At 68.6% G+C, this 12,312-nt stretch carries 13 protein-coding genes; 5 read left to right on the top strand and 8 right to left on the bottom strand.

The genetic code is table 11. The features are described from left to right. Window positions 1-3: 3 nt before the first annotated feature. The 3 genes from ACFPJ1_RS31120 to ACFPJ1_RS31130 all read right to left on the bottom strand — a co-directional run bounded on the left by ACFPJ1_RS31120 (window position 4) and on the right by ACFPJ1_RS31130 (window position 2,803). Window positions 4-1,239: an Nramp family divalent metal transporter gene (locus ACFPJ1_RS31120; protein WP_380109328.1), complete on the bottom strand. Its 1,236-nt coding sequence runs from the start codon at window positions 1,237-1,239 to the stop codon at window positions 4-6. A 58-nt stretch (window positions 1,240-1,297) separates the two neighbouring features. After that, window positions 1,298-2,062 (bottom strand): hypothetical protein, encoded by a 765-nt coding sequence (locus tag ACFPJ1_RS31125; RefSeq protein WP_380109329.1) that lies wholly within the window; start codon window positions 2,060-2,062, stop codon window positions 1,298-1,300. Between the two features lie 126 nt (window positions 2,063-2,188). Beyond that, on the bottom strand, window positions 2,189-2,803 hold the full coding sequence (locus ACFPJ1_RS31130; RefSeq protein ID WP_380109331.1) for an SIMPL domain-containing protein: 615 nt from the start codon (window positions 2,801-2,803) through the stop codon (window positions 2,189-2,191). Window positions 2,804-2,964: 161 nt separating this feature from the next. Here ACFPJ1_RS31130 and ACFPJ1_RS31135 point away from each other — a divergent pair, with 161 nt between their 5' ends. Continuing rightward, a complete protein-coding gene (locus ACFPJ1_RS31135; RefSeq protein WP_380109333.1) occupies window positions 2,965-3,906 on the top strand; it encodes a DUF6454 family protein in 942 nt (313 codons plus the stop codon). On the opposite strand, the gene ACFPJ1_RS31140 is transcribed toward ACFPJ1_RS31135, so the two are convergent. Next, entirely contained in the window at window positions 3,899-5,284 is a 1,386-nt protein-coding gene (locus tag ACFPJ1_RS31140) for a restriction endonuclease (RefSeq protein ID WP_380109336.1), read from the bottom strand. The genes ACFPJ1_RS31135 and ACFPJ1_RS31140 overlap by 8 nt on opposite strands. Before the next feature lie 343 nt (window positions 5,285-5,627). After that, window positions 5,628-6,197 (bottom strand): nucleotidyltransferase domain-containing protein, encoded by a 570-nt coding sequence (locus tag ACFPJ1_RS31145; RefSeq protein WP_380109338.1) that lies wholly within the window; start codon window positions 6,195-6,197, stop codon window positions 5,628-5,630. Between the two features lie 187 nt (window positions 6,198-6,384). Here ACFPJ1_RS31145 and ACFPJ1_RS31150 point away from each other — a divergent pair, with 187 nt between their 5' ends. Continuing rightward, the gene (locus tag ACFPJ1_RS31150; protein WP_380109340.1) at window positions 6,385-8,007 is read left to right on the top strand and encodes an AMP-binding protein; all 1,623 of its coding nucleotides are present in this window, start codon (window positions 6,385-6,387) and stop codon (window positions 8,005-8,007) included. On the opposite strand, the gene ACFPJ1_RS31155 is transcribed toward ACFPJ1_RS31150, so the two are convergent. Next, window positions 8,000-8,338 carry an MmcQ/YjbR family DNA-binding protein gene (locus tag ACFPJ1_RS31155; RefSeq protein WP_380109342.1) on the bottom strand — a complete coding sequence of 113 codons (339 nt, stop codon included), beginning with the start codon at window positions 8,336-8,338 and terminating at the stop codon, window positions 8,000-8,002. The genes ACFPJ1_RS31150 and ACFPJ1_RS31155 overlap by 8 nt on opposite strands. A 34-nt stretch (window positions 8,339-8,372) precedes the next feature. Between ACFPJ1_RS31155 and ACFPJ1_RS31160 the strand changes: the two genes are divergently transcribed. Next, a complete protein-coding gene (locus ACFPJ1_RS31160; protein WP_380109343.1) occupies window positions 8,373-8,501 on the top strand; it encodes a hypothetical protein in 129 nt (42 codons plus the stop codon). 5 nt (window positions 8,502-8,506) lie between these two features. On the opposite strand, the gene ACFPJ1_RS31165 is transcribed toward ACFPJ1_RS31160, so the two are convergent. Both ACFPJ1_RS31165 and ACFPJ1_RS31170 read right to left on the bottom strand, forming a co-directional pair. Further along, window positions 8,507-9,466, bottom strand: coding sequence for a R2-like ligand-binding oxidase (locus ACFPJ1_RS31165; RefSeq protein WP_380109345.1), 960 nt, complete (start codon window positions 9,464-9,466; stop codon window positions 8,507-8,509). Between the two features lie 29 nt (window positions 9,467-9,495). After that, a complete protein-coding gene (locus ACFPJ1_RS31170; protein WP_380109347.1) occupies window positions 9,496-10,074 on the bottom strand; it encodes a TetR/AcrR family transcriptional regulator in 579 nt (192 codons plus the stop codon). A 121-nt stretch (window positions 10,075-10,195) separates the two neighbouring features. Between ACFPJ1_RS31170 and larE the strand changes: the two genes are divergently transcribed. Both larE and ACFPJ1_RS31180 read left to right on the top strand, forming a co-directional pair. Continuing rightward, complete coding sequence (larE, locus tag ACFPJ1_RS31175) at window positions 10,196-11,665, top strand: ATP-dependent sacrificial sulfur transferase LarE (RefSeq protein ID WP_380109348.1); 1,470 nt, start codon at window positions 10,196-10,198, stop codon at window positions 11,663-11,665. Window positions 11,666-11,889: 224 nt separating this feature from the next. Continuing rightward, on the top strand, window positions 11,890-12,273 hold the full coding sequence (locus tag ACFPJ1_RS31180; protein ID WP_132190825.1) for a cold-shock protein: 384 nt from the start codon (window positions 11,890-11,892) through the stop codon (window positions 12,271-12,273). Window positions 12,274-12,312 lie beyond the last annotated feature (39 nt).

The following is a 12,312-nucleotide window of genomic DNA, read 5'->3' on the forward strand; positions in this document are numbered from 1 at the left end:
GGGTCACCCCTGCAGCGTCAGTACGATCAGTACGACGTTGAGGGCCGTGACGGCGGTCGCTACCAGGCATGCGGTGAGAGTAGTCGGCCACTGGTTGACAAGGGCGCCCATGACACGCTTGGACGCCGTCAGTCGCACCAACGGCCACAGGACGCAGGGGATGCCGAAGCTCAGCACCACCTGGGAAACGACCAGCGCCCGGCTCGGGTCGATCCCGATCGCGAGGACCACCAGCGCGGGCAGCAGCGTGATCAGCCGGCGCACGGCGAGCGGGATGTGCCGCTTCCAGAAGCCTTCGAGGATCACCGAACCGGCGTACGTGCCGACCGAGGACGAGGCGAAGCCGGACGCGAGCAACGCGAGCGCGAACAGTAGAGCAGCCAGACCGCCGAGGCGGTCCCCGATCGCGGTGTGGGCGGCCTCGAGGGAGTCGGCGCCGGTGCCCTCGAGGGCGGCCGCGGCCAGGACGACCATCGCGAGGTTGACCGCGCCGGCCAGAGCCATGGCGACCGCCACGTCCAGCCGTGTGGCCCGGAGTACACGCTGCTTTCCTGAGGTCGAGCGGATGGACTTCCAGTGCCGGTCGGTGACCAGGGCACCGTGCAACCAGATGGCGTGCGGCATCACTGTCGCGCCGAGCATGCCGGCGGCAAGCACCAGCGACTCGGTGCCGTCCAGGCGCGGGACGAGACCGCTGACGATCCCGGAGCCGGACGGGTGCGACTGGATGGTGGAGACGACGAACCCGACCAGGACGACCGCGAGCAATCCGACGATGGCCGCCTCGAACGGGCGTTGACCGCGCTTCGACTGGTAGATCAGCAGGGCGAACGAGACCGCCCCGGTGATCACCCCGCCGAGCAGCAGCGGGATCCCGAACAGCAGGTTGAGCGCGATCGCGCCGCCGACCACCTCGGCCAGGTCGGTCGCGACGGCAACCAACTCGGCCTGCGCCCACAGTCCGGTCGAGGTGGAGCGACTGAAGTGGTCGCGGCACAGTTGCGGCAGCGTCCTACCGGTGGCGATGCTCGCCTTCGCTGCCAGGTACTGCACCAGCACGGCCATCAGGTTCGCGCCGACCACGACCCAGCAGAGCAGATAGCCGTACGTCGCCCCGGCCGCGATGTTGGTGGCGAAGTTGCCGGGGTCGACGTACGCGACGGCCGCCACGAAGGCAGGGCCGAGCAGCAGCAGACCTGAACGGTTCAGCTGCCGACGCAACGGTGCCGGTGCATACATGGGGAGAGTGTGTACCAGGTGACGGACAGTTCAGCCGTCTGTCTGAAAATGAGACGACTCAGGTACCCGTCTTGGTGGTGCCCAGAACCTTGGTGGCCTTCGCGGCGGCGTCGATGGTCGGCTCCTCGATGTCGGCCGAGCTGTCGAAGGCCATGCTGAGCACCACGTCACCGAGGCCGGCGAACACGAAGGTGATCTCGAAGCCCTCCAGCGGACCGCTCGTCGCGGCGAACCGGGCCGCCACCGGGCTGGTGCCTGCCTTGGGCGGAGCCACCTCGGTGACCGATACCGGGGACGTCCCCGCGCCGGGGATGGTGATGGAGGCCTTGCGGCAGGACTCGATCGCCTTCCGGGTGGTGGCGAGCAGAGTCGCGGTGGCAGCCGGGGTGCCCATCGCGTCCAGCGACTCCTGGACGTACGGCCCTTCCTGACCGCCGGAGAAGACCCGGATGGCCTCGGCCTTCGAGCCCGGCGCGGTCTTGGCGTTGAAGAGCCGGACCATGCTCGCGCACTTCGGGTCCTTGGACGTCAGCTTGGTGCCGTCGTCCTCCTCGTTCGGCTCGACCTGGAAGCCGGGCGGGAGATCGGCGAGGGCCAGCAGCGCCTTGGTCAGCTCGGCCGCGGTGCGCGGCTTGGCGACCGGAGCGGACGGCGTGCTCGCCGGCGTCGAAGGAGCCGGTGCCGAGCTGGGCGGCGGCGTCGACGAGGTGCTGGTGCTCGGGGCCTGCGAGCCGGCGTCGTCCGAGTCGCCCGAGCAGGCGACGAGCACCAGAGCGAGCCCTGCGGCAAGGACGGAAGAGAAGAGAGAACGCTTGTTTACCACGGGATTGACCTCCTGGCCGGACAAGGGGGACGGTCGCCCTCAGACGGCCCCCGCTCACCCCGGCCATAGCGTAGAGACCGGAAGGGTCACCGCCGCCCGACGCCCGCGCGGACGGTGACCGAAGTCTCAGGCCCAGGGCCAGCGGACTTCCAGGGAGATCTCGACGGTCTGCTCGCCCGGGGTGACCGACAGCTCGGGCGCGAACCCGTCGCCGGCCTTGGCCGACTGGAGCTGGAACGGCGCGTGGCCGTAGGTCTCGGAGACGGCGGCGATGGAGCCGATCGACTGGCCCGCCAGCGTGGCGAGCTGGTCCGCCTTCGTCCGGGCCTGCGCGAACGCGAGCTCGCGCGCCCGGTCCATCAGCGCCCGCTTGTCCTCCACGTCGAACTGCAGGTGGTCCAGCCCCAGGTTGTTGCCTGCAGCATCCACCGCGGCGTTCAGCAACCGGCCGAACCCGGTCAGGTCCTTGGTCGTCACGATCATCGAGTGCGACGCGCGATAGCCCGCGACGGACATCGAGTCGGCGTACTGCGGATACACGTTCACCGAGCTGGTGTAGATGTCGGCCGCCGCCACACCTTGGGCGCGGAGTGCGGCGTTCACCGCGTCGGTTCGTTCGGCCACCTGCGCGACCGCGGCGGCCACGTCGGCGGCGTCGTGCCCGACGCTCAGGTTGAGGCGGAGGACATCGGCCGGCGCGGTGGCCTGACCGGTCCCGGTGACGGTGATCCCAGAGTCCATGCCCGCCAGTCTGACAGCCGGCCACCTCTCACGCCGTACTTCGCCGCCCAGCGCGCCCCGAACCCTTCACCCAGTCACCGTTTCCTGGTCAGCTGGCGGAGGGCCTGGCGTCGCCTGGTCGGCGCAGGCTGCCTGATCACCAGACCCCAGGGAGAGTTTCGATGCGAAGCAAAACGTTGCTGGCGACCGTGATGGCGGGAGCGCTGCTGACCGGTCTGACCGTGGCCGGCGCCGACGCCACCGGCCGCGACGACAGAGTGGCCCAGGCCTTCGGAGCCACCACCCGCAGTACCGCGTGGTCGCAGGTGGCACGGATCCCGTTGCGGTTCCCGACCTACCACCCGCAGGGGTTCGCGTTGGTGGGAGACCTGATCTTCCTGTCCAGCGTGGAGGTGCTCGAGGCGCCGGTGCCCTACCCGAAGCCGGTCGACGGGTACGACCGCAGCCCGGGCAAGGGGATCGGCCACCTCTTCGTAATGGACCGGCAGGGCAACCTGAAGAAGGACATCCGCGTCGGCGAGGGTACGGCGTACCACCCGGGTGGCATCGACTACGACGGGGAGAACGTGTGGGTCCCGGCCGCGGAGTACCGGCCGAACTCACGGGCCATCGTCTACAAGGTGAACCCGAAGACGTACAAGGTCACCGAGCAGTTCCGGGTGAAGGACCACGTCGGCGGGGTGGTCCGCGACCGGCGTACCGGGCTGGTGCACGGCGTCAGCTGGGGGTCGCGCACGCTGTTCGAGTGGACGGCTTCCGGCAAGCAGTTGGCGGCTGAGGCCAACCAGAGCCACCTGCTGGACTACCAGGACTGCGACTACGTGAGCCGGAGCAAGCAGTTGTGCGGTGGAGTCACCGGCCTGCCGACCGCAACCGGGGGCAGCTACGAGCTCGGCGGCCTCGCACTGCTCGACCTCAAGGACCACAACCGGATCCTGCACGAGATCCCGTTCCCTGCCTTCTCCACGGCCGGGCACTCGGTCACTCGCAACGCGGTCGCGATGGAGGTCGACGGCACGAAGCTCCGGCTCTTCACGGCTCCTGACGACGGCGAGGGAGCCAGCGGCACCGAGCTGCTGATCTACGAGTCGCCGATCAGCTAGCGCGGGGCACGATCCGGGCAGGGATGTCGTGCTGGTGGCAGAGGGCCAACAGCCCGGTGCCGTCGATCAGCTGCAGCGGCTTGCCGTTGGCGAACTGGTAGCTGGACGGCCCGAAGCCACTGGTGGTGATCAGGATGCCCTTGGTCGCCCCGGCGTCGAGCACGGTGCCGAAGAGGTCCCGCACCGCGGAGGGCGGCACGGTGCGGGTGTAGAGCTTCGCCTGGACGACGAACTTGCCGCCGGTGATAGGCCTCGGGTCGTAGGCCACGCAATCGATTCCACCATCGTTGCCACGACGGAACAGGCGGGTCTCGAGGCCCATCCGGCTCAGCAGGTTGTGCACCAGGTGCTCGAACTCGTCCGGGGTGAGCTCCAGCAGGTTGGGCCGGCTGTCGATCTCGCTGATCACGTCCATCGGCTCGATGGCGCGGGGATCCGCCAGATCGAAGTCCAGCAGAGGTTCGACCGGCTGCAGCTCCTCCGGGTGCCGGGAGACCTCCGCGGCGAAGTAGTGCCGTACGCACGCGACCGGGTCGAGCTGGTCGAGCACCAGCGACTGGAACTGCTCGCGGGTCGCCCGCAGCGTGATGAGACACGGCCGCACCATCCGCCCGGTGGCCAGGTCCACCGACTCCACCATGCCGTTGAAGACCACCGTCTCGACCACGTCGTACCGGTCGTTGCCGAAGACGAGGTGCAAGGCCCGCAGCGCGAGCTGGGCTACGAGCTGCTGGTAGAGCAGCCGGATCTCCTTGTCCGGCCGCGGCACCGGGACCACCGAGTCCCGCTCCTTGTCATACCGGTACGCCGCTTCGGCCGGTACGACGGTCAGGTCCGGCAGGTCCCACTCCAACGCCAGCAGGGTGGACTCCGGGACATAGCCGGCCCTCCGGCGGCGCGGGAAGTCGAGCGGCTCGGCAGCGCGGTCGAGCGCCTTCTGGAAGTAGCGGCTCACCGCTCGCCGGTCGCGGGATTCCACGGCGCGCTGGTACTCGTCGATCCGCGCGTGCTGCTCGGCGGTGGCGTCGTCGAGCCGGCGTTGCTGCTCCGCCTGGTCCCGGGTGGCCCGGGCGACCCTGGTACGGCGGGTCTCCTCGGCGGCCCGGTGCCGCTCGATCGCCTCGGCGAACCTGTCCTCGGCCTCCGCCAGCCGTCGGGCATACCGCCGCTCACCGCCGAACCAGCCCACCACCGGCCGGGGACCAGGTGGCGCGAAGGCCGCCCACATCGGCCCCGGCCGCGGTACCAGATCCGCCTCCGGCACGGCCGGTGGCGCCCGGCGAGGCGCGCGCTTCAACCTCTGCAGATCGGTGCCCCGAACCTCGGTGGCGAGAGCGGCAGTCAGCACTCCTTGCAATGCCAGGACACGCTCGGCCACCGCAGCGCTTCGCTGCGCCGCCTCCGCGGTGCGGCCAGGCGGACACTCGCTGCGGGCATGCCGTTCGGTCGACCAGCCCATGCCTCACACCCCTCCCTACAAGCGTAACCACTCCACCACGCTCCGCGATCGCGCCACACGGAGAGTTGGTCATGACATTGCTTGCCGTCCACATCCAGTTTCCCCGAACTCGAACAACTGTTCGCATCTGGGACGGTGGCTGGGTTCCAGGCTGGGTTCCAGGCGGCGGCGTTGAAGAGGTCCAGGTCGTTCGTCAGTTCGGCGGCCTCGAGGAACTCCTGTGCTTTGGTCAGGTGGGCTCGGGCGGCGTCCAGTGCCTTCATCAAGCAGTCTTTCGGTTCAGGGTCTGGCGGGGTGGTGCGCCGGCGACGGGGAGGGCGTCGCGGCGGAGTTCGGTGACGAGGCGTTCTCCGCGACGGACGAGTTGCTTCAGTTCGCGACTGCTGTACTCGACGATCTCGCAGGGGTTGCCCGTCCAGCGGGTAGCGTGCTCGGCAAGGGTCTCGACCTGCAGCAGCCACTGGGGATCGGATTCGGCGATGTCATCCGGGCGTACGACCAGGATGTCGATGTCGCTGTCTGCTCCACCCTGCCCGCGTGAGGTGGAGCCGAACAACCAGACCGCGGCAGCCGAGATCTCCCAGGTCTCGGCCTCGGCCCGCAGGCGATCGACGAACCGGTCGCGGAGGTTCGCCAGCTCTTCGATCGCCGGGGCGGCGACGTGATCCCGATTCAAGGTGTAGAGCTTTGCCCGGCCTGCCGGTTCGGAACTGACCACGCCGTTGCGGACCAGGTCGTCCAGCACCTTCTGTACGCCGCTGGTGCTGGCAGGCGTGTGAAGAAGGCCTGCCAGGGCTCGGCCGGTCAACGCAGTGTCAGTCTGGGCGAGCACACTGAGAACTCGCCCGTGGAGTCCAGGGAAAACGGTCGATATCGGCTCCGAGAACTGCATTATGCTCACCTCTCTCATTGACCACTATAACGGGCATATGACCACTTGAGAGGTCATATGCCCACTCAAGTGAACAATCGGGGAGTCGGCCCTTGTCGGGGTCGGCGGCGGGGGCCACGATGGCGGGATGAGGCTGCCTTCTTATGCGTCCGGGGTTTCCGAGGTGCCGTTGCTGGGGGAGACGATCGGAGAGAACCTCAGACGGACGGTCGCGCAGTACGGGGACCGGGAGGCGCTGGTCGAGGTCGCGAGCGGGCGGCGGTGGACGTACGCCGAGTTCGGGGTCGCGGTGGACACCTTCGCGCGCGGGTTGATGGGGCGCGGGATCGCCAAGGGGGACCGGGTCGGGATCTGGGCGCCGAACTGCGCCGAGTGGACCATCAGCCAGTACGCGACCGCTGCGATCGGCGCGATTCTGGTCAACATCAACCCGGCCTACCGGACCCACGAGCTTGCCTATGCGCTGAACCAGTCGGGTGTGAAGGTGCTGATCTCCGCCACCGAGTTCAAGACGAGCGACTACCGCAAGATGGTCGACGAGGTCCGGCCGGACTGCGCCGCGCTCGAGGACGTCGTCTACATCGGTACGCCGGACTGGGACGCGGTGGTCTCCGCGGCCTCCACGGTCAGCCAGGAGCAACTGGACGAGCGAGCGGCGCAGCTGAGCTTCGACGACGCGATCAACATCCAGTACACGTCCGGGACCACCGGATTCCCCAAGGGCGCGACGCTCTCGCACCACAACATCCTGAACAACGGCTACTTCGTCACCGAGACGATCGGGTTCGGCCCTGACGACCGGCTCTGCATCCCGGTGCCCTTCTACCATTGCTTCGGCATGGTGATGGGCAACCTCGGCTGTACTACGCACGGCTCGTGCATGGTGATCCCTGCACCGGCGTTCGACCCGGCGGCCACTCTGAAGGCGGTCCAGGACGAGCGCTGCACCGGGCTGTACGGAGTGCCGACGATGTTCATCGCGGAGCTCGGTCTGCCCGACTTCGCGTCGTACGACCTGACGTCGCTCAGGACCGGCGTGATGGCCGGGTCGCCGTGCCCGATCGAGGTGATGAAGCGGTGCGTGTCGGACATGCACATGGCCGAGGTGGCGATCTGCTACGGCATGACCGAGACCTCGCCGGTGTCGACGCAGACCCGCCGCGACGACGACTTGGACCGCCGTACGTCGACCGTCGGCCGGGTGATGCCGCACGTCGAGGTGAAGCTGGTCGACCCGGCCACCGGGCTGGTCGTTCCACGCGGTGAGACCGGCGAGCTGTGCACCCGCGGGTACTCGGTGATGCTGGGCTACTGGGACGAGCCGGAGAAGACCGCCGAGGCGATCGACCAGGCCCGCTGGATGCACACCGGGGACCTGGCGGTGATGCGCGAGGACGGCTATGTGAACATCGTCGGCCGGATCAAGGACATGGTGATCCGCGGCGGCGAGAACGTGTACCCGCGCGAGATCGAGGAATTCCTCTACACCCACCCGGACATCGCCGACGTGCAGGTGATCGGCGTACCGGACGACAAGTACGGCGAGGAACTCTGCGCCTGGATCAAACTCAAGGACGGCGCCGATCCCCTCGACGCGGGCGCCATCAAGGAGTTCGCCACCGGCAAGCTCGCCCACTACAAGATCCCCCGCTACGTCCTCCTCGTCGACGACTTCCCGATGACAGTCACGGGCAAGATCCGCAAGGTCGAGATGCGCGAGAAGTCCCTGGACCTCCTCGGTCTCAGCTGACTTCGGGGTGCGCCTTGACGAGGCGCTTGAGGGCTCGGGCGCGCCAGGAGTCGGTGATGATCTCGCGGACTTCGTCGGTGTCCAGTTGGTCGAGCCAGGCGAAAACGGCCGCAGGGAAGGCCTTCCAGAGCGAATAGGCCTCGGGGTTGCTCGCAGCCAACCCCTCTCGGTCTACGGCCCAGAACTGCAGGAGTTCCCGGCCCTCGTCCCAGCGGAGCCGCGCGAACTGCCTGCCGGCGACGTCGTACGCGGGCGAGCCTTCATGCGCCTCGCCGGGCGTAGTTTCCGGCAGGCTCAGGGCGATCTTCCCGACGTCGTCCCAACTGGCCATCCGCGTCGTCCCTCCATCCGTCCGGCTCACTGTAGTGAGCATCGACTACCGGGACTTCCGGGCCCGGTGGGAAGCTCGTGCGGTCGAGCTCGGGGTCGCGCCGATCGTGCTCGGCCCGGTGGCCGAAGAGGCACACCTCGATCTCTACGACTCCTTGCGCTGAGAGCGTCAGCGGACGGCGGCCAGCGCCGCGGAGTCCTCGTCGCCGAAGACGTCCTCGAGTTTCTCGGGGGAGTAGTCGAGGTCGATACCGGCTACGTCGGCGCCGACGGCGGACTCGATCGCGCCGAGGCGGCGAGTGGCGCGGTCGCCGGCGTACGTCATCAAGGCCGTCGGGTCGATCTCCGGCGGGATCTCCGGCATGGTGTCCAGGGCCCACTGGATCTGGGTGAGGGCGTGCGGGAGCAGATCCTCCATCGTGTCGGTGACGACCTTCCAGTTGGACTCGTCGGCCGCGATGTGGCGTCGGCAGGTGAAAGTGCCCCAGGCCATGTGGCGGCGCTCGTCGTCGCCGATCCGGCGGATGAGTTCCTGCATGCCGGGCAGGACGCCGCGACCGGTGCAGAGCAGGTTCCACGCGTGGTAGCCGGTGAGGGCCAGAGTGCCTTCCACCACGTGGTTGTAGGTCACCGAGGCCCGGACCTGGTTCGCCGGTGACGGGTCGTCGGCGAGGGACCTCAGCGCCACCGGAAGAGCCTCGTAGAAGATCGCCCGGTAGCCGGGATTGCTCTCGATGTACTGGTGCAGGTCGACGGTCACGCCGATCGCGTCCAGCCACATCCGGAAGACCGCGGTGTGCTTGGCCTCCTCGAAGCAGAACTGGGTCAGGTACAGCTCGTCTCCGAACCGTCCCTCACTCGCCATCGCCTGCAGGAACGGCTGGATGTCCTCGGTGACCGCCTCCTCGCCGGCGATGAACTGCGCGCACAGCATCGACGCGGCCTCGCGCTCGTTGTCGGTGAAGGCCTGCCAGTCGCGGGCGTCCTGACTGAAGTCGATGTCGCGCGGGTTCCAGAACTTGCGGTTGCCCTTGTCGAACAGCCGCAGCGGCAGCGCGTCCCAGTTGAGACCGCCGGCCCGCAGCGAGCTGAAACCCTGCCGGTGAAGAGGATTGGTCGTCGTCGTCATGCCTACCTCCGAGAACTCAGACTGTTTCTTCAGCTGTTGCTGAGAAAGGGACCCAGAACCCGTGCCACCTGCGCCGCGACGACGGCCGGAGCCGCGCCGGGATTGACGATGTGGCTCAGTACGACGCGCAGCGCGATGTCCACGCAGGTGGTCGCGTCGTCGGCCGGGACCTCCGGCCAGTGTTCGCGCACGTGCGCGTCGAGCCGCTGGTGGCTCAGCTCCAGCACCTGCTGCCCCCGTGTGGTCAGCAGTTGACTGGCCTGGTCGGATCCCGGCTGGCCGAGCGCGGCCTTGATCAGCGGGTTGTCCGACGCAAGATTCAGGGCCCGCTCGATGGCGGCCCGGAGACCCTCGATGGGGTCGGCATGCTCGGCCAGCGCGGCGTTCACGTCGACCAGGAAGCGCTCGGTCTCGCGCGCGGCGACCGCCTGCAGCACCCCCCACTTGTCGCCGAACTCGTTGTAGACGGTCTGCCGGGACACCCCGGTCCGCCGCCCGACCTCGGCCATCCGGAGCCCGTAATACCCGCCGGCCACGATCGCGTCGTACGCGGCGTCGAGCAGTTCCTCGCGCAACCTGCGCTTGGTCCGATCGGCAAACGAGTCCATGCGGCCAAGGCTTTACATTTCATGCCTGGATGTCAAGAGTCCAGACATGACAATCAACTATGTCAACCTCTGGATGAGCGCGCTGGAAGGTGCCGGGCCGGGAAGAAGTAGGGTTGGGGACGTGTCAACCGCCGAGATCCAGCCGCCTTCCGTGACCACCGACGTGCCGGAGCTTGTTGTCGGGTTCGACCTGGACATGACGCTGATCGACTCGCGGCCGGGCATCGGGGCCGTCTGGGATCTGCTCGCGGCCGAGACCGGCGTACCGATCGACACCGACCTGGTGGTGAGCCGGCTCGGGCCGCCACTGACCTGGGAGATGGCGAACTGGTTCCCCGAGGAGCAGGTCGACGCGATGGTGTCGCGGTACCGCGAGCACTACCCGTCGCACGCGATCACCGGCAGCCTGCCGCTGCCTGGAGTGGCCGAGTCACTGGCCGCGATCCGGGCGCTCCGCGGACGCACGGTGGTGGTGTCGGCGAAGTACGCGCCGAGCGTGAAGCTGCACCTGGACCACCTCGGGCTGGACGTGGACGAGCCGATCGGCGATCTGCACGGCGCCGAGAAGGGCATCGCGCTGCGGGAGCACAAGGCGACCATCTACGTCGGCGACCACACTGCTGACATCGACGGTGCCCGAGCTGCCGGTGCAGTCGCGGTGAGCGTTGCCACCGGGCCGTTCACCGCGGACGAGCTGCGCGCTTACGGTGCGGACGTCGTACTGAACGACCTGACCGAGTTCCCTGCCTGGCTTGACGAGTATGTGCTCGAGCAGCGGCTGGAAGCGTTGATGGAGCGGCTGTCGGGTTACCAGAGCATGGTGGTCGCGTTCAGCGGCGGCGCGGACTCCGCATTCCTGCTCGCAGCGGCCGCGCGGGCGATCGGCCCGGCCAACGTGGTCGCGGCGACCGCCGTCAGCCCGAGCCTGCCGGTGGCCGAGCTGGAGCCCGCCGCGCGGTTCGCCGACAGCCTCGGCGTTCGGCACGTCACCCCGCACACGCACGAGATGGACCGCGAGGGGTACCAGGCCAACGCGGGCGACCGGTGCTACTTCTGCAAGGCCGAGCTGGTGGAAACGCTGCAGCCGATCGCCGACGAGTTCGGCATCGACGCGATCGCCACCGGGACGAACGCGGACGACGCGATCGCCGGGTTCCGGCCGGGCATCCGGGCCGCCTTCGAGCGCGGCGCGATCACCCCGCTCCGGGACGCGCGGCTGACGAAGGCGCAGATCCGCGAGGCCTCCCGCAGTTGGGGGCTGGAGACGTCCGACAAGCCGGCCGCCGCCTGCCTGTCCAGCCGGATCGCGTACGGCATCCGGATCACGCCGAACCTGCTGGTCCGGGTGGACCGCGCCGAGCAAGCTGTCCGTGACCACCTCGCTCCGTACGGCGTACAGAACGTCCGGGTGCGGGATCTCGGCGAGTCGGCGAGCATCGAGATCGACGCCGGCCTGCTCGGCACGGTCGACATTTCGGCTCTGGTCGAGCTGGTCCGCGCGGTGGGCTTCGCCGCGGCCGCCGTCGACCCCCGCGGCTTCCGCTCGGGCTCGATGAACGAGCGGCTCCCCGATCCCGAGCGCTTCCGCTGAGCTGAGCCGGCCGCTCGGGCTTGCGCTGGTGTGCCCGACGTACCGTGGTCAGAGAGCCGGGGCTCGCCGGGGAATACGAGAATCAGCGGTGCGGAATCGTTGCCTCATCAGATAGTTTCCGACAGGCGCAGCCACCCGGGTTCACGTACGCTGGGTAGCCGGCCCGGGCAGCCTGTCCGGTACCCCTCCGTCCTGTTCCGACGATTGACACCGAAGAGGTTCCCGTGCCTGTAGGCAAGGTCAAGTGGTATGACTCCGAGAAGGGGTTCGGCTTCCTCAGCAAGGAGGAAGGCGGGGACGTCTATGTCCGGGCGGAGGCCCTGCCGGCGGGAGTGACCAACCTCAAGCCGGGCCAGAAGGTCGAGTTCGGTGTCGTCGAGGGCCGCAAGGGTGAGCAGGCGCTGCAGGTCCGGCTGATCGACCCGCCGCCCTCGGTGGCGAAGGCGATGCGGCCCAAGCCCGAGGAGATGGCCCTCGTCATCGAGGACCTGATCAAGCTGCTCGACAACATCGGCGAGGGCTACCGCCGCGGCCGCCACCCCGACAGCAAGGCCGCCCGTGGGGTGGCCACCGTGCTCCGCGGCGTCGCGGACAAGCTCGACATCTGACCAACCCTGTACTTCGCTGCGCCCTGCCGCACGTTCCTG

Origin of the sequence: Kribbella qitaiheensis, from assembly GCF_042657745.1 — a bacterium.
Taxonomy (GTDB): Bacteria; Actinomycetota; Actinomycetes; order Propionibacteriales; family Kribbellaceae; genus Kribbella; species Kribbella qitaiheensis.